The following is a 26,770-nucleotide window of genomic DNA, read 5'->3' on the forward strand; positions in this document are numbered from 1 at the left end:
CACTGGAGGCTGATGTAGATGGCAATCGCTTTGGATACGAGACGGGTTCTACCGATCGCAGAACCGGATATTGCGACATACGCGCACAATGCTTATTTCAACTCCATTTTGTATACCGATGAAATTGCAATGCGCTGGGTGTACAGCAATCATGTCCAACTCAAGGTGACGCTTTTTCCGAACGGGACCGAGGGTAATTCGCTATTTGTTGATTTTACGACGCCGTGTCCGTTCTCGGCCTACATCTCTTTCCTGCAGGGCTCTGAGCAGATGACCCGGGACTCCGTCAAGGAGACCGGCAGCTTTACAGATTTTGTCCGTAACCGAGTTAGCCGAGGATTTTACGTCTTCGCCTCGCTTGATGAATATTACATTCCCGGCAGCTTGAGCTATAACAATCGCTATTTTGTCCATAGCATGATGATCCACGGCTATGACGATGAGCTGAAGAAGTTCCATGTGATGGGCTTCTTCGCTAACCAGAAGCTGGCCTCCCGCTTGATTGACTACGAGGATGTAGAGCGGTCTTTTGCCAATATCGAAGGGTTCTTTTCCGAGGATTTTCATCGGATGGTGCATTTGATTCGAATCAATGAGGAACGCAGAAAAGGGATGTCGTTCAAGCTGTATTGGGTCATGGAACAGCTGCAGGATTATTTGAATGCAAAGCCGACCACTTACGCCAATTACGCCATGGACGAGCTGCCGCCATTCCCTTCGATGTATGGAATCGATGTGTACGGCGAGCTCATTCGCAGGGTCGATGATCACTTGAACGGCAAAGATGTCGTCGATCATCGCCCGCTGCTAATATTGTGGGAACACAAGCGGGTGATGAATGCCCGTCTGGACTACATGGAGCAGAACGAGATTTTCCAGTTCGACCGGCAGGTAAGAGAAGGATATGAGCGGATTGAACAGTCGGCGCTTGTGATGAAAAACCTGATTCTGAAGTTTTGGTTGTCTCAGGATATGCGGTTCCTTCAGCAATTGCGTGAGCGTCTCGTTCAGATGGAGCAGGACGAGCGGGTCATTATGACATCCATGCTCGAGCAGTATGCGGCGAATCCACAAGGAAGAGTGAAGGAGAATGGTGCCTATGCCTTTTGATGCATCGAACGGTCAAACGTTAAGCGGTGTCGTGCATGAGGCGGATCGGTTATTCTGGCGCAATCTGCTGGGGAACGACCGGGAGCTGACACGCGTTCCAGCCGATAGCAGAAAGCTGGACTCGCTGCTAGCCCAGTACAGCTTAAAATGTGATGAAGGGTTAACGGCGCTGCTTCATGGTAGAAGCGGCGGTTCGGATTATGCGATGTACTTGCTTGTGACAGGCGCGCTTGCGCTTGTCACAGCCCGATATACGAATCAGCACGAAGTGCTGCTAGTGACGCCCGTGTTCGAACAAACAAGGGAAGGGGGGATGGATAACGATCTTCTTGTGATGCCGGTTGCGATCGGGCAGCAGGATAACACAAGAATGTATTTGAACGGCATGCGGGATATGCTTCGAGGTGTGATGGAGCATCAACGCTATCCTTTTGATCGATTGGCTCGCGAGATCGGCTGGCTTGCTCAAGAGGAGGAACTGCTGACCATTCCGATTGCAGTCGGCTACAGCAAGCTGCAGTCTAAGGCTGAGCTTGACGCGAATCTCACCGATCTTCAGTTCTGGTTCAGTTATTCGGCGGACGGTCAATTGCTGCTGGAACTGACCTATAATGCACAGCTGTATTCAGAGGCGTTCATTGAACAGATCAGCATGCATTGGCAATCAGCCGTTCGAGAACTGGCGGTGCAAACCGATACGACGCTCGTTGAACTGGAGTGGCTGCCGGCATCCGATCGTTCACTTGTTATCGAGCAATGGAATGCAACGGCAGGACCTTTCCCTTCGGATGCAACGCTGCACAGCTTGTTCGAGGCACAGGCGCTTCGAATGCCGGATGCGATTGCTGCGCTGTGTCGGGATGAACGGATCTCGTATCGCGAGTTAGATGAATGGTCGAATCGGATTGCAAGAACGCTTCGGCAGACAGGCGCTGCTTCCGGCTCGCGTACAGCGGTGCTGTGCAGCCGTTCGTTTGCGATGGTGGCCGCCGTGCTGGGCATCCTCAAAGCAGGCGGGGCCTATGTTCCGCTTGATGCTGCATGGCCGAAGCGAAGGTTGGAGACGGTGCTTCAGGAAGTAGGAGCGACGCATATCGTTACGATGAAACAGACTTGGGAGCCTGTTGCGGATCTGGCGCGTCGCGTACGTTCGATCGACCGCATTCTTCTGCTTGATGAAGAGGACGTTCATGCAGAACCAGTCCTGCAGCAGCCGGATCTTATTGTCCGGATGTTTGACGATCTATCCGCTGCGGCCCATGATCGGGTATCGGCAGGCGGATTCATTAGCGCCTACACAGGTCTTGCTTATACAGAAGAAGAGGTCAATCAATATGTGAACCGGATTGTCGAGCTAGCAAGGCCGTTCGCAAGAGATGATAGGCGGGTGCTTGAAGTAGGCTGCGGCTCCGGCTTGATTATGTTCGAGCTGGCACCGTTGTTCGGTTTCTATGTCGGTCTTGATCCTTCGCCAGCAACACAACAGCGCAATGAGCAGATTCGCCGCGAGCGCGGGTTCGCTAACGTTTCGCTGCTCACCGCTTTCGCGGACAGCATGGCTGACATGGAGGCGGCATCGTTTGATTTGATTATGCTGCCGAGTGTTTTTCAGTTCTTTGACGGGTACCGGTATGCGGAGAAGGTTATGCGTTTAGCATTGCGTCTGCTGAAGCCAAACGGAACGATTCTGATTGCGGATGTGCCCGACGAGGATTCCAAGGAGGAGTTCCGCATCTCGCTCGAAGAGTTCCGCCGTGATTATGGAATGGTCTATCAGTCCCGATTCAATATCGATCAACATCTGTACGCGAGCGAAGCATTTTTCCAAGGTTATGCGGCTATGTATCCGAATGTATCGATCGAGATAGCACGCAGATCCGGTTTCCGCAACGAGCTGCGATATCGATATGATGTCGTGATGACCTTGGATGGAGAATATATGGAGCCTGGTCACAATCTATACGTAACAGGCGGCCGAATTGCGCAAGAGAGCGCAGATGCTCTCGATCCTGTTGAGAGACCGGAGGATACCGCTTATGTGTTGTTCACATCTGGCTCGACAGGTACGCCCAAAGGCGTTGTCGTCACGCATCGCCCGGTCGTAAACGTTATCGACTGGGTGAATAGAACGTTTGGGGTGGACGAGCAGGACCGTTTGTTCTTCATTACCTCACTATGTTTCGATCTGTCGGTCTACGACATGTTCGGCATGTTCGCGGCAGGCGGCGCTATCGACATTGTGCCGGAGGAAGACGTCAAACGACCGGAAGGCTGGCTCAAACGTATGGCAGAAGCGGGCATTACGATCTGGGATTCGGCTCCTGCTGCATTAGCGCAGTGCGTGCCGTACATGGAACGCCAATGGTCGGAGCTTGTGAAGCTCCGTCTGGCTCTTCTAAGCGGCGACTGGATTCCGCTGACGCTGCCTGGCCAATTGAATAATCGGTTTCCGGGCATTCGCGTTGCAGCGCTTGGCGGTGCGACGGAGGCGTGTATCTGGTCTAACTGTTACGAGGTTGACGAGGTGGATCCGGCTTGGGCAAGCATTCCGTACGGCAAACCGATTCGCAATGCGCGTTATTACATTCTGGACCGGAATTATAAGCCTTGTCCGATCGGCGCAATAGGCGAGCTGTATATCGGCGGAGATTGCTTAGCATCTGGTTATCACTCGGAGAAGCTGACGCTGGATCGGTTTATTGCTGACCCTTATTCCCCTATAGCTGGCGGTGTGATGTACAGGACAGGCGATCTCGCCAAGTGGATGCGGGATGGCAATATGGAGTTTCTCGGTCGGACGGATCATCAGGTCAAAATCCGCGGGTACCGCGTCGAGCTTGGCGAAATTCAAGCGAAGCTGCTGCGATATCCTGGCATCGGGCAGTGCATCGTGCTGGATCGTGCTGATGCCGCCGGCGTAAAGTCGCTGTGCGCCTATTATGTCGCAGAAGAAGAATATCAGGTGCGGTCGCTGCGTGACTATTTGGGCACCGAGCTGCCGCCTTATATGATTCCTTCTTATTTCATCAAGTTGGCATCGATCCCCGTCACCTCGAATGGCAAGGTTGACCGATCCGCATTGCCGGATCCCCACTCGATTAAGCGGCCGGATGAAGCTTATGAGCCGCCAGCGAATGACATGGAAGCGGAAATCGCAGAGCTGTGGAAGGAACTGCTCGAACTTGACAACGTGAGCGTGCTCGATGATTTCTTCGAAATCGGGGGCCATTCCTTGCTGGCCGTGAAGATGGAACTCGAGATGGAGCTGCGCGGCTATCTCATATCGCCTGAGCAGTTCGCACAGTGTCGTACGATACGTGATCTGGCGCAGCATACGACTAAATAAACGGACGGAGAGTGCGCCGATTGAAATTGTTGTGCTTACCGTATGCTGGAGGCTCCGCCAATTTATACGCTGCATGGCGTAGAAGGTTTCAGGCTGGCATCGCGTGCATGCCAATTGAGTTGACGGGGAGAGGCGTTCGCCGTCAGCTCGCTTTCTATGAAGGAATGAAGGATGCGGCGGAAGATGTGGTAGAGCAGATGATGAATCACGTCACTGACAGGGAGCCTTATGCGTTGTTCGGCCATTCGATGGGCGGCATGATTGCGTATGAGGCCGCGCACCTCATTCTTGAGCGACAACTTCCGCCGCCTGCGCTGCTTATTTTCTCCGGTCGGCCGGCCCCTCATGTTGAGCGAACGGATGCAAACATCCATCAACTGCCGGATGCCGATTTCATGAAGCGGATCGAAGAGATGGGCGGCACGCCTTCCGAGCTGTTCGCTGACCAACAGCTTCGCAATATATTTCTGCCCGTGCTTCGTGCAGACTTTCGACTCGTTGAGACGTATGTGTACAAGCCTCGGGCGCCGCTGCCCTATCGGTTTCTTGTCGTTGCAGGAACGACTGAGCGATGGACGGATGAACAATTGAATGGCTGGCACAGCCATACATCGGCTGGCTGCCGCATCACGAGGCTTGAAGGCGGCCATTTCTATTGGAACGGCAATCCGGAACCGATTACCTCGCTTCTGTCAGAGGAGCTTCAATTCTTGCATGCGAATATCGGGTGGGAAAGGGGATAAGACGATGAGATTTGCCGACTTAGCCGCAATGCTCGAGCAGCGGGCTATGGACGAGGCAGGTGCAGGTATCGTTTTTATACGTAAAAAAGGCGATGAACGGCTCTCGTACCGCCAATTGTACAAAGAGAGCCTTCAGCTTGCCGGTCAACTGCGCTCGTATGGCATGCGGCCAGGCGATGAAGTCGTGCTTCGCATAGAAGATATGCGGAGCTTCGTGAGAGCTTTCTGGGCGGCTGTTCTTAGCAGCATGATTCCCGTTCCGCTTGCTTCCGGCGGTGGAGATGAGAGTCTAGCGAAGCTGTACAAGGTATGGGGGGTGCTTCGGCGTCCTTGGCTCATTACAGACGAAGCGAAGATGCTCCTTCAGGTAATCGGTTCGGGGAATGGTTCAATTCCAGCTGAAGCTGTTGTGGACTGGAAACTATTCGTTGATCAACCGTCAGGTATCGGACACGTGGAGCTGTATTCGTCTGAGCATGTTGATGAAGGGGACTCATATGCCTTGCCTGATTCGAATGCCGATTCCCTAGCGTTCATTCAGTTTTCTTCCGGTTCGACCGGCGATCCGAAAGGCGTCATGCTCACGAACCGCAACCTGATGTCCAATATGGATGCGATCGTATCAGGCTCGCGCTCAACGCCAAGCGATCGCTCGCTCAGCTGGATGCCGCTGACGCATGATATGGGTTTGATCGGTTTTCACCTGTCCCCGATCTACGCTGGCATGAATCAATATTTGATGCAGCCGGCGCAATTTATGATGGATCCCGCGATGTGGCTTGCCAAAACATCTGAATATCGCATTACGTCCATTGCGTCGCCTAATTTTGGTTATAAGCATGTCCTTGGCCGATTGAAGCCATCGGAGAGGCACGACTGGGATTTATCGGCTGTCCGGCTTATTTTCAATGGCGCGGAGCCGATCTCCGCTCAGTGGGCCGATCGTTTCGTCGATGCACTCGCTGATTACGGGTTGAATCCGGCTGCCATGTTTCCGGTGTATGGCATGGCTGAAGCGACGCTCGCTGTCACTTTTCCGCCTGTGGAGGAGCGGCTCGTATCGGTATCGGTTCAGCAGCAATCGCTTAAACTCGGCGGTTCAGCCGTTATCGCTGAAGAAACAGTGGATGGGACGATTACATTCGTCGACGTCGGCTTGCCCGTAGCGGACTGTGAGGTTCGCATTGCGGATGATGAAGATCGTATGCTGCCGGAGCTGGCGGTTGGCCACATTCATATTCGCGGAGCTGGTGTAACGACGGGGTACTACAATAACGCGGAAGCGAATCATGCCGCCTTCACCGCTGACGGCTGGCTGCGGACTGGCGATATCGGGTTTGTGAAAGCAGGCAGGCTGATCATAACGGGCCGATTCAAAGACATCATGTTCGTTCGCGGGCAAAATGTTTATCCGCATGACGTAGAACGCCGAGCGGAGGAATTGGACGGCACCGGCAATGGCCGCGCGGCAGTATGCGGGGTAAAGCTGCCCGATTCCGGCGATGAGGAAATCGTCTTATTCGTCGTCCATCGCGGCAAGCTGGAACGGTTCGCCGAGCAGGCGAGACTTTGGAGGAAGCAGTTAAATCGCGAGTTGGGCATGGACGTATATGCCATCGTTCCGATTCGGACGATTCCGCGGACGACGAGCGGCAAGATCCAACGGTATCTGCTCGCTGAACGTTGGCAAGCTGGTGAGTGGACTTCCATTATGCAGGAGTTGGCGGAGCTCGATTGCCAGGGGAGCCAGACTTCTGTTTCGAAGGAGAAAGATAACCTATCAAGTGAGACAATCGATGGGATAAATGCTGCGGAATACCCGGACCGCTTCGAAGAATTGACCGCTATTTGGCGAGAGGCATTGGGCAAAGAGCAGTTGACTATTGGGCTTGACAGCCACTTCTTGGAGTTGGGCGGCAACTCGCTTAAGGCGGCTTATGCCGCTCATGCGATAAGCGCTCGTTGGCGCACGGATATATCGATTCGCGAGCTGTATCAGTGTCCAACGCCAAGGCTGCTTTTAGCTCGACTAGCAGCAGAGGAAGCGGGAGCTGCAATCGGCGAAGCCGCTAGTTCAACTGATTTGCAACTCTTGGTTCGATCGGATCGGAATGAGCCGTTCACAGCTGCATCTTATGCTGAAGCTCGAATCGCGCTTGTTGAGCAGGCGGAAGGGATCGGCAATGCTTATGTCATTGCGGTAGCGCTGCAAGCCGATGGTCCTTTGGCAGCGGATAAGGTTTATGCTGCATTATCTACGTTGATTGAAAGGCATGAAACGTTGCGAACGAGCTATCGCTGGCAGAATGGAGAGGTTAGAGCGGTGCCGCTGCAGGCGGGACAATGGAATGACAGCTGGTGGGGTGTCGTTCATGTCGAAGAAGGACGAGCAGATCAGGAACATAGCGACCTATTGCTGCGACCGTTCGACTTATCTTCTCCACCGCTGTTACGCGCGCTGCTCGTGACAGATGGTAATCTGCAGCATGAGCTTCTGTTAGCTATCCATCATATTGCGGCTGACGGTGTTGCGATGAATGTGCTGCTGAACGAATTTACGGCATTGTTGGTTGGCCATACGCTAGAGGGACTGCAAGCGAGTTATCGGGATTATGCAGAAATGGAGCGCAAGCGGCATGGTTCTGCTGTAATAGAGCTTTCACTTGGTTATTGGAAGCAGCAATTAGCAGGTCGGCTTCCGGTTATCGAATGGCCGGCATCTGCAGCGAGAGCAGACAAGCGTACCTACCGCGGAGGAACGGTACAAAGTCAGCTTCCCGCTTCGGTGACCAAGCGTCTCCAGCAGCTAGCTGCGACGCAGCATGCTCCAATGTCGGCGGTGCTTCAATCGCTGCTCGGCATGCTCCTGCACCGATATACCGGACAGGAACAATTCGTAATCGGCATGCTGCTGGCGGGCCGCGATCATCCGAGCACTGCTGCAATCGTCGGTATGTTCAATAACTACGTACCGATTCGGATGCATGCGGCAGGCAACGTTTCACTTCAAGAGTTACTGGCTGAGACCCGTACGACTGTCCTGGATGCGCTCCGTCACGGCAGCGTTCCTTATGAATTAATTACTTCGCTTACAGAGGTTTCGCCAGAGCGAGGACGTAATCCATTGTTCGATACGATGCTCGTGCTGCATAACCAGACGGAAGGCATCCGTACAGCGTTCAAGGCAGCAGGCTGCCAATTCGAGCAGCGGTTTCTGGATACGAACTCTGCGAAGCTGGATCTGAAGCTTGATGTGTTCCCGGAAGCATCCGGGGAACTAAGCTGCGTCTGGGAATACAACGAAGCGCTGTTCACCCGTCAAGCGGCGGAACGATTAGCTCGCTTATGGTTAAAGCTGGTGCAGCAGGCTGTAGAACGTCCTGATGCTACTATTCGTGAGCTGGAACTACTGGACGAGCAGGAGCGGGAATTACTGCTGCATACATTTAACGCAACGGCAATCGAGCATCGGTTCGAGGAAGCAACCTTGCACGGAATGTTCCGTCGACAAGCAGAACGGGTACCCGAACGGATCGCGGCGGCATTCGGTGGTGGCGCCAAGGCACAGCTTACCTATCGCGAGCTTAATGAGCGGTCAGATCGACTCGCGAAGCAGCTGCGGAGACAAGGCGTACAACGTGGCTACGCAGTTGGCTTAATGGCTGAACGTTCACCTGCCATGATGGTTGGCGTACTCGGGATTCTGAAGGCGGGCGGCGCTTATGTGCCGCTGCCGCCTGATTTTCCGACGGAGCGTCTGCGTTTCATGACGGAGGAGAGCGGACTGGATGTCGTATGCGTGCAGGAAGCATGGGGGGATACGGCAGCAGGTGCGCTGCCCGAGATGAAGCTTCTCTCGATTCATGAGGATGGTTATTGCGATTGCGAGCGCTCTGAACTAGAAACCTATGATGAACTTCTAACCAATGATGAATCAGTTACCGCTGATGACTTGGCTTATATTCTGTTCACTTCCGGCTCTACCGGCCGGCCGAAGGGCGTCATGATCCGCCATGGTGCCGTCTTGAACCGCATTGGTTGGATGCAGCGCGCTTATCCGCTCGACGCGGGAGACGTCATCGTACAGAAGACGCCTTACAGCTTCGATGTCTCGGTCTGGGAGCTGTTCTGGTGGATGCTTGCTGGCGCATCAGCGACTTTCCTTGCTCCTGGCGATGAGAAAGACCCAGCTGCGCTGCTGCAGGCGATTGAGGCGAGCGGCGCGACGACGATCCATTTTGTGCCGTCGATGCTGGCGGCTTTCACGGATTCATTGCAGCCTCAGCCAGTAGAACAGCTTCAGCGCAAGCTGCGAACGCTGCGCCGCGTGTTCGCGAGCGGAGAAGCGCTCCAGCCGAGTCATGTGGATCGATTCTACGAACAGATGACCCGAGCAAGCAATACCGAGTCAAGGTTGATTAATTTGTACGGGCCGACCGAAGCGACGGTGGACGTTACCGTGTACGAATGCGAACCAGGGGCGAAGCTTCGCACCGTGCCGATCGGTCGCCCGATCGATAATACGACAGCATACGTCTTGAGTCCGAACGGAATGGAGCTTCAACCAATCGGGATCGCAGGAGAGTTATGTATTGGAGGCGTTCAAGTCGCAGCCGGCTATGTGAATCGGCCAGAGCTGACAGCGGAGCGGTTCGTGCCAGACCCATTCTCAGATGTAACGGACGCTCGGCTGTATCGGACAGGCGATCTCGTACGCTGGACGGAAGAGGGAACGCTCGATTATTTGGGCCGAATCGACAATCAGGTGAAGATTCGTGGTCACCGCATCGAGCTTGGCGAGATTGAGCGTGCACTGCTGTCGCATGAAGCGGTATCAGAAGCGGTCGTAACCACCGTTGATGGCGCGGCAGAAGGCGATCGTTCGATATGGGCCTATATCGTGGCGAGCCGCACTTGCACTTCCACGGAACTGCGCGAGCATTGCGCGGCGCTGCTGCCTGCGTATATGCTGCCAGTCGTCTGCATACAGCTGGAGCAAATGCCGCTGACGGCAAGCGGCAAAGCAGACCGGAAGGCACTGCCGAAACCGCCGGCTATTATATCCATGGAGACGGGCTCAACACATATTGAGCCGAGAACCGCGACGGAGCAAGCATTGGCAGCGCTCTGGCAGGAGCTGCTTGGACGTGAGCCGATTGGTGCGGACGATGACTTCTTCGCAATAGGCGGTCATTCGTTGAAGGGCGCATCTCTGCTGGCCTCCATCCATCGCACCTTCCAGTGTACGTTGTCATTGCGGGATATTTTCAACCATTCTACGGTCAGGCAGTTGGCCGCTCGCATTGATGAGCAGAATGCGGAACGCAGGGCGGACGGTTATGAAGACCTTCCGAAGCAGCCGCGTCGAGCAGAATATCCATTGTCTATGGGTCAAAATCGTCTGTTTGTGCTGCAGCAGCTCGATCCAGCTAGTACGGGCTATCATGTTTCGGCAACCCTGCGCATTACGGGGCCGCTGGATCTGGCACGCTTGCGTGCGGCGTTCCAATCCCTTATCGATCAGCATGAGATGCTGCGTGCATCGTTTCACTGGGTCGATGGACAACCTGTCATGCGGATCGCGCCAGCGACAGAAGCGGAATGGGAGTGGGTGGATGAACGCCACTCGAGTTCGATTGCCGCAGCAGACAGCTTCTCGCGGCCGTTTGACCTTCAACAGGCTCCGCTGCTTCGGCTGCAGCTAGCAGCAGTGGACAACCAAGAACATCGGCTGCTGCTTGAGATGCATCACCTTATCGCTGACGGGCTGTCGATCGCGGTATTAGCTCGACAGTTTATGACGTTGTACGAGGGCCAAGAATTGGAGCCATCCAGAGCCGCTTACGTCGACTATAGTGCGTGGCAGGAGCAGTGGATGTCGACTGAACAAAGCGGTAAGCAGGAGCAGTTCTGGCAGCAGACGCTGGCGGGGACGCCTCCGACGCTGTCGCTTCCAGCCGATTTCAGCCGTCCGGACCGGCTCGAATTCGCAGGCGACGATGTTCGAGTCGAGCTGAATGAGATGCTGGTGACGCGGCTGCAATCACTTACCACAAAGTCTGGCGCAACGATGTTCATGACGCTGCTGACGGCGTTCCAAGCGCTTCTGCACCGGTATACGGGGGAAGAAGATATTTGGATTGGCACACCGGTCGGCGGCAGACCTCATTCTCAGCTTCATGAAATGATCGGGATGTTCGTTAACACGGTCGTCATTCGTTGTATGCCGCACGGCAGCCTAACCTTCCGCGAACTGCTTGCGCATACGCGTGAACAGTCGATTTCGGCGTTGGATAACGATCGGTATCCGTTCGAGCGGCTGGTCGATAAGCTGTCGGTTCGGCGGGATAACAGCCGCAATCCATTGTTTGATGTCATGTTTATTGTGCAAAATACGTCGATTCCAGCTGTCGCATGCGGAGACGTCGTATTCGAACCTGTCGACCAGCGTACATCAACATCCAAATTCGATTTGACTCTGGAGGTTATCGAGAAGGCAGGCAGCGATTCGCTGCAATGCCGTTTCGAATACCGGACGAAGCTGTTCCGCCGAGAGCGGATCGAGAGGATGGCCGGTCATTGGCTTCGCCTTCTGGAGTCGGCGGTGAGCAATCCGGATGTACCGCTCAGCGAGTTGGCGCTGCTGGACGAGCAAGAGCGGGAACAGCTGCTGCACAGGTTCAACAGGGCGGCAATGGAACATCCGTACGAAGCATTGACCCTGCATGATATGTTCCGTCTACAGGCGAAACGTACGCCAGAGCGGATCGCAGCAGTATTCGGCGGCACGATATCACTGACTTACCAAGAGCTTGATCTACGATCAGATCGTCTGGCGAAGCAGCTGCAGTCACATGGTGTGCGTCTGGGGGGCGCAGTAGGCCTGATGACCGAGCGGTCGCCGGCACTGATAGTTGGCGTTCTTGCGATTATGAAAGCGGGAGGCGCGTATGTGCCGCTGCCGCCGGATTTTCCAGCGGAGAGGCTGCGCTTCATGACAGAGGACAGCGGGCTGGAAGTCATATGCGTGCAGGAGGATTGGGTGAATGCTGCGGCGTCCGCGCTGCCCGAGAAGCGGATCGTTACGCTTAATACGGAAGGCGAGTGCACGTCTTCTCATTTGAGTTCAACCGATGATCTTCATCTCAGCGCAGCCAACGTCACGGCCGACGATCTCGCGTACATTTTGTTCACCTCTGGTTCAACGGGCAGACCAAAGGGCGTCATGATCCGCCACGGCGCCGTCATGAACCGAATCGGTTGGATGCAGCGGGCATATCCGCTTCAAGCGGAGGATGTCATCGTGCAGAAAACGCCTTACAGCTTCGACGTCTCCGTCTGGGAGCTGTTCTGGTGGATGCTTGCCGGCGCATCTGCATCTTTCCTTGCGCCTGGAGCGGAGAGGGATCCCGATGCGCTGCTGCAAGCCATCGAGACGAGCGGCGCAACGACGATTCATTTTGTGCCATCGATGCTGGCGGCCTTCACGGAATCAGCGCAGCTTAAGCCAGTAGAACAGCTCCAGCGCAAGCTTCGGACGCTCCGCTACGTATTCGCCAGCGGTGAAGCGCTGCAGCCAAGCCATGTGGAGAGGTTCTACGACTTGATGATGGCAGCGGGAAATACAGAATCCCGGCTGATCAACTTGTACGGTCCGACAGAAGCAACCGTCGACGTAACGGTGTATGAATGCGAGCCAGGAGCTCGGCTGCACGCTGTACCGATTGGCCGGCCGATCGATAATACGACAGCGTACGTCTTGAGTCCGAACGGATTGGAGTTTCAACCAATCGGGATTGCAGGAGAGCTTTGCATTGGAGGCGTTCAAGTCGCAGCGGGTTATGTGAATCGGCCAGAGCTGACGGCGGAGCGGTTCGTGCCAGATCCATTCTCACATGATCTAAGCGGACGTTTGTATCGGTCGGGCGATTTGGTGCGCTGGACGGAAGATGGGATGCTGGACTACTTGGGCCGGATCGACAATCAGGTGAAGATTCGTGGTCACCGCATCGAGCTTGGTGAGATCGAACGTGCGCTGTTGACGCATGAAGCGGTGTCAGAAGCGATTGTGACCGTTGTTGACGGAAATTCGACATCGAAGGATGAGCGCTCCATATGCGCATACATCGTCGCTGGGCGCTCTTGCACAGCAAGCGAGCTGCGCGAGCACTGCGCTGCGCTGCTGCCAGTCTACATGCTGCCAACAGCCTACGTGCAGCTGGAGCAAATGCCGCTTACAGCAAGCGGCAAGGCAGATCGCAAAGCGCTGCCTCAACCGCATGCCGGCACGTCCATGAAGACAGGCACAGCCTACGAGGAGCCGCGAACAGAGACCGAGAAAGCGTTGGCAGCTCTCTGGCAGGAGCTTCTGCAGCGAGATCGAGTCGGCGCACGCGATCAATTTTTCGAGCTGGGCGGCAATTCGCTGCTGCTCATTCGGCTTCATCGGGCGCTGCAGGATCGGTATCCGCAGTATGAAACCGTCAGCGTAGGCGACTTGTTTGCATATCCGACGATTGAGCAGCTGGCTAGATATTTAGACGAATCAAGTATACAGACGGCGGTAACGCCTGAGTTGATTGCGCTGCCTGACAGCTGGCGTGTCGAGCTGGAACCGAGCAGAACGATTCAGCTTTATCGCTCCACTCTGCCGGAGGAAACGGTCGAGCAGCTGACTATGCTTGGGCAATCGGCGGGGCTCGCTGCTCAAGAGGCAGCGCTTGGGATATTCTTGCTCGTATTCGCTCAGCAATTGGGACGACCAGCCTATGAACTGGCTGTTTGCGGGTTCGGCGAGGAGATGAGACTGCTGCGAGTCGATCTCCGCCAAACCAGAGGTTTCGCAGACATAATGGCCTTCGTCGGCAGCTGGCAGACAGAATATTCGCCTGTGCGTGCTGCAGCACCCAAACGCAGGGCAATTCAGGATGGCGAAGCGTTGGTTGTATTCCGCGCGGCGCCTTCTGCGGAGCTGACGACCGATTGGACAAGCCGAGCGGCTGTCGTGTTCGGAGTTGAGCTTGCGGCGTCCAGTCTGCAGCTGCGCATCGATGCATCAGTGGTCAGCAAGCAGAAAGCGGCACAGTTGCTGCAAGCTTTCGCTGCTGCCTGCCGCAAGCTTGCACCGGCCGCTGCATCCCGCGCGGAGCAATAGCTATGGCATGACAGAGTAGAAGCATCGTACCTTAACGACGAAAGGAAAGGGATCGATTGTGAGATTCAATGTGAAAGTGCTAGCTGGCTCCGTGCTGCATGCGGTGTTGTATTTGTTTGTGTTCTGGGTTATTTCGGAGCTTCATGGCAAGCTGGTCATCGATAAGTTCGAAGGATACCGAAACTTCATGAACGACAACATTCCGGTGTTTCTATGTACCGTATTCGGAGCTGTTTTCCTCTTATTCCTGCTCGTCTCCTATGCGCAGCAGAAGCTGTCCAAAGGGCGGATCGCAGGCATTCTGGAGACGGCAAGGTTCCATAAGCTGCAAGCAGCCGATATTCGGCTGCTTGTGTACATCGGAGTTGCAGGCACGCTGCTGTTCTTGAGCGTAATGAATTTGCCCTTCGTCAAAGACAATACGCAAGACTTTCAATCGTATGTGGACACGTTCAGCAGGGCGGACTCATTCATCTATGTGCTAATAGGCGTCGGCTTCCTTGCCGTCTGCTTCGAGGAACTGTTGTTCCGCGGCATTTTGTACAATGCGCTTGGACGGACGCTCCCGCTCTGGGCTACGGTTCTCATTACCTCGCTCGTGTACGGCTATTTCCAGCCAAGCTTCTGGGTGAGCGTAACGTCTGTTTTCCTCAGCGTACTCTATTGCCTCGTTTATGCGAAGCTGCGTTCTCTGTGGTCGTCGATCATCATCGGCTCCGTCGTTAACTGTCTGATCATGCTGACCAAAGTGTGGGGCGTTCATGACGCGATGGCGAAGCTTCCAGGGTTTGTGCTGCTGCTCTCCGCGGTTTTGTCGCTGTTGTTCATCGTCTTCGCGCTCTTCATCTTATGGAAGGGCTGGCAGCCGGTTCGGCCATATGCTGTACTAACGGGCAGGATTGGCTTGATCGTTGCGCTGTACTATATTTTGCTGCAAATTCTCGTCGTCATCTGGGATAACGCCGTTCTGCCGCGTTATCCGGGGCTTGCCGAGCATGGCATTATCGGACTATACACGAACGCGCTGCTGTCGTTCCCGATGTTCTACTTCGTCTATAAGTTGTTGTATAAGCAAAATATGTGGAAGCTCGCTCGCTTCGAAGCGGTTGGCTGGAAGCCGCAGCTGCTTAACGTCGCCCTTGCGATCTGCATGGCGATCTGGGTTATGAGCTTGTTCAGCATTCCGCAGGTGAAGGATGCGGCTCCTGGCTTTGAGAGCATCGTCGGCTTTTTCCTCTATCAGAACGCGTGGGTCTTCTTCAGCTTCTTCGTTATTAACTCGGTGTACAAAGAAGTGTTGTTCCGTGCCCTTTTGTTCAACGAACTGCGCAGCAAGCTGCCGGTCACGGCGGCGATGATCATTACCGGTATTTTGTACGGCATCCTATTCTTCTCGGGCGATTTGCCGCTGACGCTGTATGGTACGGCGGGCGCTGTCATTTTCGGCATGCTGTATATTTGGCACCGTTCCATCTGGATTACGATCGTCAACGAATATGTGCTGTTCTCGACCTACTATCTCATTCGCAATCAGATCGGATTGCCGGAAGGCGCCGGATTGTACGTGCTTCTCGTTGCAAGCTCGGTGGGCATCCTAATTCTTCTATATGCGCTATATCGCGTTCGGCCGCAGGCGGAGAAGACGGTTGTTCGATCCACGCATGATGTTCAGCTGGATGCATAAGGTTGGATCGGCAGTTTCGCTAGAAACGACTAGAAGAGAGGGGTAGACGGTTATGACGATGCAGGAGCTGGAATGGTGGAACGAGTCGCTGACCGATGAAGAACAAGCGCCGCTGGCTGTGGAGCAAGTGGCTCAGCCGTCCGCCTCTCGCGCTGTCGCGATTATCGGGATGTCCGTCCGACTGCCGCAGGCGGACTCCCTCGCGGAGTGGTGGAGCAGTCTAAGACAAGGGCAGGATGCCGTCGGCCAATTCCCTCAGGCCAGGAGGATAGACGTCGAGTCGCTGTTATCGGATACAAGACTCCCGGACGGGCAAGCTGGCTACTATGACGGAGCTTACTTGGAGCGCATCGACGCGTTCGACCATCGCTTTTTTCGTTTGTCGCCGAAGGAAGCTTCCCTTATCAGTCCGAATCAACGGATCTGGCTGGAGACGGCATGGGAAGCACTGGAGGATGCGGGTTATGGCGGCGATCGGCTGCGAGGAACGCGAACAGGTGTCTATATGGGCTACAACGGAGACTCGTTTCATGATTACAAAAGGTTAATCGCAGAGCGCGATCCTTCCTCGCTCTCGCTTGCAATACCAGGCAATCTGTCCGCCGTTACAGCGGGAAGGCTGTCTTATCTGCTGGATTTCAAAGGGCCCAGCATGGCGGTCGATACCGCTTGCTCGTCTTCGCTCGTTGCGCTTCATCTGGCAATTCAATCCATTCGCTCAGGAGAGTGCGACCAGGCCGTTGTCGGCGGAGTGAAGACATACCTGCTCCCTGTCGATCTTGGCATCCGAATCGGCATCGAATCGCATGATGCAAAGGCGCGAACATTCGATGCCGCATCAGACGGTACGGGCGGAGGCGAAGGATGCGCTGCGATTCTCATTAAGCCGCTTGATCAAGCGCTGCGCGACGGCGATGCCATTCATGCGGTCATTCGCGGTTCAGCGATTAACCAAGACGGTGCTTCCATTGGCTTGACCGCACCTAACGCACGCGCGCAGGAAGAGGTAATCGCCGCGGCGTGGGAGGATGCGGGCATCGATCCGGAGACCGTCGGTTATATCGAAGCGCATGGCACCGGCACGAAGCTGGGCGACCCGATCGAGGTTTCGGGCATTACGAATGCCTTTGCGCGGTATACCGATCGCAAGCAGTTCTGTGCGGTCGGATCGGTCAAGACGAATATCGGGCATCTCGATACAGCTGCTGGCATTGTTGGTCTGGTCAAAACGGTGCTCACCCTGCGCAGCGGCGAGCTGCCTCCGCTTGTTCACTATCGCAGTCCGAATCCCGAAATCCCATTCGAACGTTCACCGCTCTATATCCCGGCCTCGCTGCAAGCTTGGCCTCGCGTTGCAGAAGGAATGCCTTATCGGGCGGGAGTCAGCTCATTCGGCATGAGCGGGACGAATGCCCATGTCGTGCTGGAGGAAGCGCCGCAGCTATCTGTCCGCGATGACATCGAGACGGGGCCTGCTGAAGCCCGCTTGCTGCCGTTGTCTGCCAAGTCGCGTACCGCGCTGCGCGCTTTGATCGGCCGGTATGTGGATTGGCTTCGAGAGGAAGGCGCACAAGTGCCGCTCGCGGATATATGTTATACCGCAGCGGTAGGACGCGGCCATTATGGCTGGCGCATCGCAATAGGTGCGCACGGCCATGAGCAGCTCGCTGCTGGTCTTCAGCAGCTTGCGGAGACGCTGGACCGGCTGCCAGATTCATTGACGCCCGGTTTGATCATGAACAGCGGCGGCGGCTGGCTGGGCGTACCGCGTAAAGGGGACGAAGAACGGGAAGTTCTTTCGTCCGCGGAGCTGCGTAATTTGACGGCACTTGGCCGGGTGTATGCTGAAGGCGCACCACTTGATTGGACGCGGTTGTGGTCCGGCGCATCAGCGCATACCGTTCATTTGCCCGTTTATCCATTTGATCGTATTCGGTGTTGGATTGAGGAGGGAACTGCTGAACTTCAAGCAGGGTATCGTAAGCCTGCGGACCGCATAGCTGACTTAGATGCGGCGAATACCGTTGAGGGCTCATCGGAACTTACGAATGGCAGTGATGCCGCGCCAGTTGTTCAACTAACTGGGCGAGCAGACAGCCGATATTCACGTGCGGAACAACTGGTAGCGGAAGCATGGTCAACGGCGCTTGGTTTATCATCGATTGGCGTTGAAGAGGACTTCTTCGAAGCAGGAGGGGACTCGATTCTCGCGCTTCGGGTTGCGAGTGCATTGGAAGCATCGACAGGAGCCAGCTTCAGCGCCGTCGATGTTATTCTCCAGCCTACAGTAGCTGAATTAGCGGAGCTGCTGGAGGAGCAACTGCCGCCTTCGTTGGATGAGTCGGTTGAAGTCGAAATGTCGATAGCGGCGGACCGAGACGTTATGAGTACAGATGTAGAGGGCCAAGCTGAAGAGCTGGACAAGCTGCTGCCGTTATCCCGTTCTCAGCGGCGTATTCTGCTGAGTAGCTATCAGCCGGGTGCAGAGCGGTATCATCATATGACGCTCGCTTATACGCTTAGCGGTTCTGTTGACTTGGATCGATTGGAGCAGGCGTTCGCAGCGCTTGTAAGCCGACATGAGGCGTTACGCACTACCTTTGAATGGACGGAAGACGGTGAACCTGTACAGCGGGTACATCCCACTGCGCGATTTCGATTAGAGCGCAGTACGGTTCAATCGGAAGCGGATTGGGGCAGTTATGCGGACTCCTTCGCTCAGCCATTCATACCGGAGCAGCTCCCGCTCATGCGTGTTGGTCTGGCGTCCGCTCCTTCTAATCGTCATTTGCTCCTATTCGATGCGCACCATCTCATTCTTGACGGCGCCTCGCTGGCGATGCTGCTGGGCGAGCTTGTCGCACTCTACGAGCAGAAGTCGCTGCCGCAGGTTACGGCGCAATATGGCGATTATGTCATGCGCCAGCTAGCCTGGCTGGACAGCGAGGAGAATGCGATTCAACGAGCTTATTGGCTGGACCGAACGTTGGCAGGTCCACTGCCGAAGCTGACGCTGCCGCTTGATCGGAATCGTCCGGCACGCAAGTCGCAGGAAGGCGGGTGCCATCGATTTATCGTATCTGCCGATACCGTTCGTGCGATCCACCGGATCGCGGCTGCTTGTCGGGTATCCGCGCACGCCGTACTCCTCGCTGCTTATAGCTTGCTGCTTAGCCGCTGCGCAGGCCAATCGGAGGTCATAGTTGGTTCGCTTGCGAATGGCAGGGACGACACGGCATTGCTCGGAGCGGCAGGCGTGTTCATTAATTTCATTCCGATCCGGCTGCACATTGACGAAGACCAGTCTGCGGAAGCTTTTATCCGCTTGGTGCACGCGGCATCGACCGAAGCGCACGTGAATGGGCGTTATCCGTTCGACGAGTTAGTTGCTGAGCTCGGCGAGACGCAGGACCGTTCCCGCTCGCCAATCTATGATGCCATGCTTGTCTTTCATAATCATGCTGCGGGCAGTGAAACATTCGAAGCGGGCGGCATAAGCTTCGAGCAGTATCCGCTGCCGCGCACGACCTCATCCCTTGATGTGAAGCTCGATTTATTTATTGCGGCAACAGGCGAACTGCATGGCATCTGGGAATATGATGCGGCGTTGTTTGATGAATCGACTATTGCTGACATGGCTGCGCAATTCCGATTGCTATGTACTGCACTGGCGGATGCCCCTAAGGCAGAGCTTGCAGAGCTGGAGCCGTTAAGTTCCGCGCAAGAGGCTGAATATGAGCTGCGGCGCATGCGTAATGATGTGCAGGAGCCGGAAAGCATGGCTAAGCCGATCTCATCGCCGGATAGACCGATCTTTCACCTTCATGTCGCTGCGACTTTTACGGCTGAACCGTTGGAGAAACATTTGCAGGCTTGGCTGCAAATGTTTGGCTGGAAGCCGGTCATCACATTCGCACCGTTCAATCAAGTGATGCAGGATGTGCTTCGTCTGCTGCCAGACCTCCCGGGCGGAGCGGTAACCGATAGCGCTCGATCAGCAAGACTGCTTCTTATCCGACCAGAGGATTGGATTGGCGAGGAAGTTAATGAGCAGCAGCTGGCTGTGCTTGAGTCGGACTTGGCAAGATTGACGACGCTCCTAAGCGAAAGGCCGGATCACGCTCCTTTATTTATAGGACTAACGCCTGCCGGATCGCTGCAGCGAATCGAGGATGCACAGCGTGCAGCATTACTATCGAGATGGCATCGGCATTGGCGCGAAACGGATGCCGTGCACGGCATCTCAGTCGTGGACTTCTCGAGTGCTGCAGACCGCTACTTCGTTGAGGTCATTGCAGATGCCGTAACGGAATCCGAGGGTCATATTCCATATACAGAGCCCTACTACGCTGCGATGGCAGCGCATCTCGTTCGCGGGCTCGTTGCCGACACCCAATCCTCGCCGTTTAAAGTCATTGCCGTCGATGCGGACAACACGTTATGGCGAGGCGTTTGCGGGGAAGACGGCGCTGAAGGCGTAACGGTAACACCTGGTTTTGCTGCTGTGCAGCGCAGGCTGCTTCAAGCGCGATCGGAAGGATTTCTTCTCGCTTTGTGCAGCAAAAACAACGAGTCCGATGTCTGGGATGTGTTCGATCGCAATCCGGGCATGCTGCTGACCCGGGATCATTTTGCCGCGTGGCGTATTGACTGGAGTTCGAAATCCGATCATGTGCAGGCGATTGCGCAGGAGCTGAATGTTGGGGTGGACAGCTTTGTCTTCCTGGACGATAATGCGGCGGAATGTCTGGCGATGATGGCTGCGTGCCCGCAGGTGCTGACGATCAAAGTGCCAGAAGATACGGAAGGTCAGCTAACAGCATTCGCGGATCATCTATGGGCATTGGATCGTGTGCAGGTGACGGAGGAGGATCGACGGCGAGCTGACCGATACGGCGAGGAGCGGAAACGCAGGTTGGCCGAGGCGTCCATGTCTTCGATGGAGCAGTATCTTGCCAGCCTGTCGATTCGAGTTGCGTTTAGAACGCTGCAGTTGGAGGACGTACCCCGTGCATCGCAGCTCACCTACCGGACGAACCAGTTCAATTCGACAAGCGTTAGACGCAGCGAGGAGCAGATGCTTCAGCAGGCATCGCTTGGGCAAGTATTCGTACTGGAAGCATCGGATCGATACGGCGACTATGGTCTTGTCGGACTAGCGATTACGCGTGTCGAAGGAATTGTGCTGCGTGTTGAATCGTTGATGATGAGCTGTCGCGTGCTTGGAAGGGGAATCGAGCATGCGGTGTTGGATCGACTTGCTGCAATTGCGGATGATCGGGGCTGCACGCTAGTACAAATCGATTTCATTCCGTCGGCGAAAAATGCTCCGTTCGCAGCTTATCTGCGCTCCCTGCCTGGCGGAGATGCGTGGCGCGAAGAGGGTGCATTCACGCTGCCGCGCAATGAAATATCTTCTGCTCCTGCTCATATTGCATTCGATGAGCACGAATCTGCTCGCAATGATGCAGTAGCAGCTCGGACCGATGATCATCGGAATAGCATTGAAGATGCATCGATGACGAATACGTTCGAAGCCGCTCATCCTTCAGATGAAGGTATGGTTTGGAGCTGGGGCTTTCTGCCGGATGATGCTCAGCAAGCAGAGGCATTAGCTCACTACGCCTATGCTGCCGCGCTTCGTTACGTTACGGGTGAACAGCTTGTTGATTTCGCTGCCGAATGGTCCATGCGCCATACGACAGCTCATATTGAACGGACCCATGCAGATCCATTGCAGAGCGAGACGGAATTGGCATTAGCGAAGCTATGGCTGGAAGTGTTCGGCGACGGAATAAGTCTTGGCAGATCGGACTCGTTCTTCGATGTTGGCGGGGATTCGCTCCGCGCGGCTTCTCTTGTGTCTGCTATCGTACGCCAATTCGGCGTTCGATTGTCGTTAACGGAGTTGTTCGTTCACGCTGCCCTATGCGACATGGCAATTCTTATCGACCGGAAACGGCAGATGGGAGGAGCAGAAGCAGCGATACCTCGATTGACTGCAGCGCCAGAAGCGTCGCACTACCCGCTGACACCGGCTCAGCGTAGAATGTACGTGCTGCAGCAATTTGATCCGATGGGTACGGCGTACAATATTCCGACTGTGCTGGAGCTTCGCGGATTGCTGGATGAACAGCGACTTGCGGCTGCGGTTAACGGTTTGATTGAGCGTCATGAGGCGCTCCGCACACGTATCGTCTTGTATGATGGCGAGCCTGTGCAGCGTATTGAAGCGCCGGCCTCGATTGATGGACAGAAGGTATATAGGCGGCAGCCACTGCAGCACAATCAGACAGTTGCTGAGGCAGCCTCACAATTCGTTCATCCGTTTGATTTATCGGAGTGGCCGCTGATGCGAATCGCTTTGCTTGAAACGGCTGAAGCTGAACTTCATTATTTACTGTTTGATATTCATCACATCATTGCTGACGGGGTTTCCGTCAATGTGTTGGTTGAAGATGTGATCCGGCTTTATAACGAAGAACAGAGCAAGCCCCTTGAACTGCAGTTTAAAGATTATGCGGCGTGGCTTCATCGGGAGGAGAAGAGCAGCGAGGAGCTGGTTCGGCGGCAAGTCAATCGTTTAGGCGATGGTCTGCCGAAATTGGAGCTGCCGCTTGATTATGAGCGGCCAGCTGTCTTGGATCGCGTAGGTATCCGTTACGATCTGACGATCGAGCGTGAAGGGACAGCTGGCATACATGCGCTAGCGCGCCGAACCGAAACGACGCCATTCATAGTGCTGCTCACAGCCTACGCAGTATGGCTTATGCGGTTATCGGGGCAGCAGGACGTGATGATCGGCGCGCCGATGGCAGGTCGTACGCAACCTGATACAGAGCGGCTCGTCGGCCTGTTCGTCAATACGGTGCCGATTCGTCTTGCGCCGCTTGTTGATCGATCGTTCGAACAGCTGCTTCTGGAGACGAAGCCGCTTGTTGCAAAAGCGATCGATGGGCAGGAAGTGCCGTTTGAGCGGTTGGTCGATCGTCTATTGCCGTCATCCGAAAGGGATATGGGACGCAACCCGCTTTTCGATGCGATGTTCTCGATGCTGAATATGCCGCACGCGGAACTGTCAGCTGTAGATGGATTATCCATACGCCAGCTGGACATTGATTTCGGAACGGCCCAATTCGACGTTGGCTTATCCGCTATTGAGCGGGAAGGGAAGCTGCAGCTGACGTTCCAATATGCGAAGCAGCTGTTTAATGAGACCACTATGCATCGTTGGACCTCGATGTTCGGACAACTGCTTCGTCAGCTGCTGGAATCGCCCCGCGCAGCAGTAGGCGCACATGATATTGTTGATCCGATTGAACGGCAAATGCTGCTCCATCGGTTTAATGATACATCAATCGATTTGCAGCTGGGGGCGAGCACGCTAACCGAGATGTTCCGCAGACAAGTACAGCTGACGCCAGAACGTATAGCCGCTTCGTATGATGCGGGTCAGCTCACCTATCGCGAGCTCGATGAACGTTCCGATGCGATCGCACAGCATCTTCTTGCAGTCGGCGTGCGACGAGGCGACGCTGTTGGCTTAATGGCAGATCGGTCGCCGGCACTGCTCGCCGGTGTGATGGGCATCCTGAAGGCTGGCGGGGCTTATGTGCCGCTGCCGCCAGAGTTTCCGGTTGAACGGCTTCAATTCATGGCGGAGGACAGCGGCCTGCAAGTGATTTGCGTTCAGCAATCTTGGATCGATGCCGTAGAGTCTTCACTGGGAGACCGTAATCGGCTCGTATTAGCTACGACTGGCGAAGTCATCGACCGGGATGTCACTGCTGCGGGCAGCATGAGGCTTGAGCCTGTCACCGAAGATGACCTGGCCTACATCCTTTTCACCTCTGGTTCAACAGGCAGGCCCAAAGGCGTTATGATTCGTCATGGGGCTGTTATGAACCGGATCGGATGGATGCAAAGAGCTTATCCGCTTGATGAATCAGCGGTGATTTTGCACAAAACACCTTACAGCTTTGATGTGTCTGTCTGGGAACTGTTCTGGTGGATGTTTGCCGGCGCCTCGGTTGCGTTAGCTCCTCCAGGTGCAGAGAAGGATCCTGCCGGGCTGCTGGATCTGATCGAGCGGCATCGCATAACGACGATGCATTTCGTACCCTCCATGCTCGCCGTATTCAATGAATCGTTGCAGTCCATGTCGGCTGACAAGCTGCGTAACTCACTAAGCACTTTAAGGCATGTATTCGCCAGTGGCGAAGCGCTGCAGCCAAGTCATGTGGAGCGGTTCTACGAAGTGATGCGTTCTCGTGCTGGTGCCGACAATGAGATCGTTCGGCTGATTAATCTATATGGCCCGACCGAAGCTACGGTTGACGTAACCGTCTATGAATGTGAACCAGGCGTATCGCTGCGTTCGGTGCCCATTGGTCAGCCGATCGACAATACGAAGCTGTATGTTGCCAATGGGAATGGACAGCTGCAGCCGATCGGAGTGCCTGGCGAGCTTTGCATTGGCGGCGTGCAGGTCGCTGCTGGCTATGTGAACCGTCCAGAGCTGACGGCTGAGCGGTTCATTCCGGACCCTTACGCAATGAAGCAGGGCGCAATGATGTATCGCACGGGCGATTTGGTTCGCTGGACGTATGAAGGCATGCTTGAGTATATGGGGCGGATCGATGATCAGGTCAAAATCCGTGGTTATCGCATCGAGCTTGGCGAAATCGAGCGAGCGCTGCTTTCTTGCGAACCCGTATCTGAAGCCGTAGCTGTTGCAGTAGAGGACGAATCGGGCAATCGCTCGATATGCGCCTACTTTGTCGCGGATCGAAGTTGTACAGCGGGTGAGCTGCGCAAGCATTGTGCCGGAGCGCTTCCGAGTTACATGCTGCCGGAAGCTTTCGTACAGCTGGACAAGATGCCGCTGACTGCAAGCGGCAAGGCAGATCGCAAAGCGCTGCCGAAGCTTCGAATAGGTCTGACCTTAGACACTGGAACGAAGTATGAAGGTCCGACGACCGAGACGGAACAAGTGCTTGCCGAGCTATGGCAGTCGCTGCTTCAGCGCGAGGAGATCGGTATCGACGATGAATTCTTTGAGCTTGGGGGCAACTCGCTGCGGGCGGTAGCTTTAAATGCTCGTATGGAAGAGAGGTTCCACATAAGGCTTGAATTGCTGACGCTGTTCCGAGTGACTACCATTCGTAGATTGGCAGCCTTGATTGATGAAGCGCTCGTGTCGCAATCTGAACTTCCGTCTAATCATTCTTTCCCGCGTGCGCAGGAGCGACCCTATTATCCGGTATCGGCAGCGCAGCAGCGTATGCTGCTCCATCAGCAATTGCAGCCGAGCAGCTTGTCCTATCATATGACAACGGTGCTTCGATGCAAGGGTGAGTTGAACCGCGACAGGCTTCTGCGTGCAGTGTACGAGCTGGTCGATATGCACGAATCTCTGCGTACGTCATTCGAGCAGCGGGGCGGCCAGACGGTCCAGATCATACATCCGAAGGTCGAACAGCTGCCGCTGACGATATGGGAGCTTGATGAATTCCTACAGGCTTACGAGCTGCCGCCGTTCATCGACGACGATTCTATCGACTCTCTGCTTGAGCGTTGGCGCAAGCCGTTTTCGATAAGGGAGGCACCGCTGTTCCGATTGGACGCTTTGCAGCTATCGGATGATTCTTTCCTGCTGTTATTCGATATCCATCATGCTGTATCCGATGGTCTGTCCGCTGTCATTCTGCTGCAAGACTTAGCTGACTTCTATGAGGGGCGTCAGCCATCTGCCCCCAATCTGCAGCAGAAGGATTATACGGAGTGGTTGCACGCCTCGCTTAAGGATGGAAGTTTATCAGAGTCGAAGACTTGGTGGTTAAGCCAATTTGAAGATGGCATTCCTGTACGAGTTGTACCTGCAGATATTCCGAGGTCCACAATCACTCCGAGGCAGGCAGAACAAGCTGACGCAGTAGGGCTGACGTTGTCCGCCAATCATTCGGATCGGATTCGAGCATTGGCTCAGCAATTTGGCTGTACGCCTTTCATGGTTTTGCTCGCTGCCTATGAGGCGGCATACAGCTGGTGGACCTCGTGTGAAGATACGATGATTGGTATTCCAGTGGCAGGCCGAAGCCATGCGGATCTGCAGCGCACGACAGGTTTATTGCTTAACGTTGTGCCTTTAAGAGGCAGGCCTATATCATCCAGGACATTCGAGGAATTGCTTGCGGACGTGAAGCGGCGGCTTGTGGCTGTGCTGCATCATTCCCGTTATCCGGCTGAAGTGCTTGTGGAAGAACTCGATGAACTAGGGTTTGTTAAGTGGGAGGCTGCACGTCATCCGTTGTTTGATACGTTGTTCGTTATGCAGGATACTGTAGACAGTCCGACTGAAGCGGGAGACCTAAGCTGGCAGCCTATTGCGAATTATACTCGCTCCGCGAAGCTGGATCTTGCGGTTCAAGTGGAAGAACGGGCTGGTGCATATGAGCTGATCTTCGAGTATCGAAGCGCCATATTCCGCGCAGCTTCCATTCTGGGACTAGTCGCATGCATGGAGCGGGTGCTTGAAGGAGCAGTTGAAGCGCCGGCTGCAGCCTTAAGTACACTGTCATCCAACGACGATTCGGCTAAAACCGCTGCTGATGTTGCAAGAAATTCGGTGAATCATGCCGATTCTGCGCCTGATTTGTTCGAAGAAACGTTTGATTTCTAGTCAGCGGCTTGACTTCAGATTAGTTGGCGAGTAAAATTTAAAGGAATAAGTT

Annotated in this window: 6 protein-coding genes; all 6 read left to right on the plus strand. The window is 54.9% G+C overall.

What is annotated here, in order from left to right:
* Window positions 1-18 precede the first annotated feature (18 nt).
* The 6 genes from H8B09_RS03495 to H8B09_RS03520 are packed head-to-tail and all read left to right on the plus strand — an operon-like array spanning window position 19 to window position 26,718.
* Window positions 19-1,110: a hypothetical protein gene (locus tag H8B09_RS03495; protein ID WP_191202065.1), complete on the plus strand. Its 1,092-nt coding sequence runs from the start codon at window positions 19-21 to the stop codon at window positions 1,108-1,110.
* Window positions 1,100-4,456 carry a non-ribosomal peptide synthetase gene (locus H8B09_RS03500; protein ID WP_191202066.1) on the plus strand — a complete coding sequence of 1,119 codons (3,357 nt, stop codon included), beginning with the start codon at window positions 1,100-1,102 and terminating at the stop codon, window positions 4,454-4,456. The genes H8B09_RS03495 and H8B09_RS03500 overlap by 11 nt, the downstream gene beginning before the upstream one ends.
* Before the next feature lie 11 nt (window positions 4,457-4,467).
* Window positions 4,468-5,199: a thioesterase II family protein gene (locus tag H8B09_RS03505; RefSeq protein WP_318152526.1), complete on the plus strand. Its 732-nt coding sequence runs from the start codon at window positions 4,468-4,470 to the stop codon at window positions 5,197-5,199.
* Between the two features lie 4 nt (window positions 5,200-5,203).
* The gene (locus H8B09_RS03510) at window positions 5,204-14,353 is read left to right on the plus strand and encodes a non-ribosomal peptide synthetase (RefSeq protein ID WP_191202068.1); all 9,150 of its coding nucleotides are present in this window, start codon (window positions 5,204-5,206) and stop codon (window positions 14,351-14,353) included.
* A gap of 58 nt (window positions 14,354-14,411) precedes the next feature.
* Window positions 14,412-16,037, plus strand: a complete 1,626-nt coding sequence (locus H8B09_RS03515) for a type II CAAX endopeptidase family protein (protein WP_318152527.1) — start codon at window positions 14,412-14,414, stop codon at window positions 16,035-16,037.
* Window positions 16,038-16,089: 52 nt separating this feature from the next.
* Window positions 16,090-26,718 carry a non-ribosomal peptide synthetase gene (locus tag H8B09_RS03520; RefSeq protein ID WP_191202070.1) on the plus strand — a complete coding sequence of 3,543 codons (10,629 nt, stop codon included), beginning with the start codon at window positions 16,090-16,092 and terminating at the stop codon, window positions 26,716-26,718.
* Window positions 26,719-26,770: the final 52 nt, after the last annotated feature.

The organism is Paenibacillus terricola (genome assembly GCF_014779765.1).
Lineage (GTDB): Bacteria > Bacillota > Bacilli > Paenibacillales > Paenibacillaceae > Paenibacillus_T > Paenibacillus_T terricola.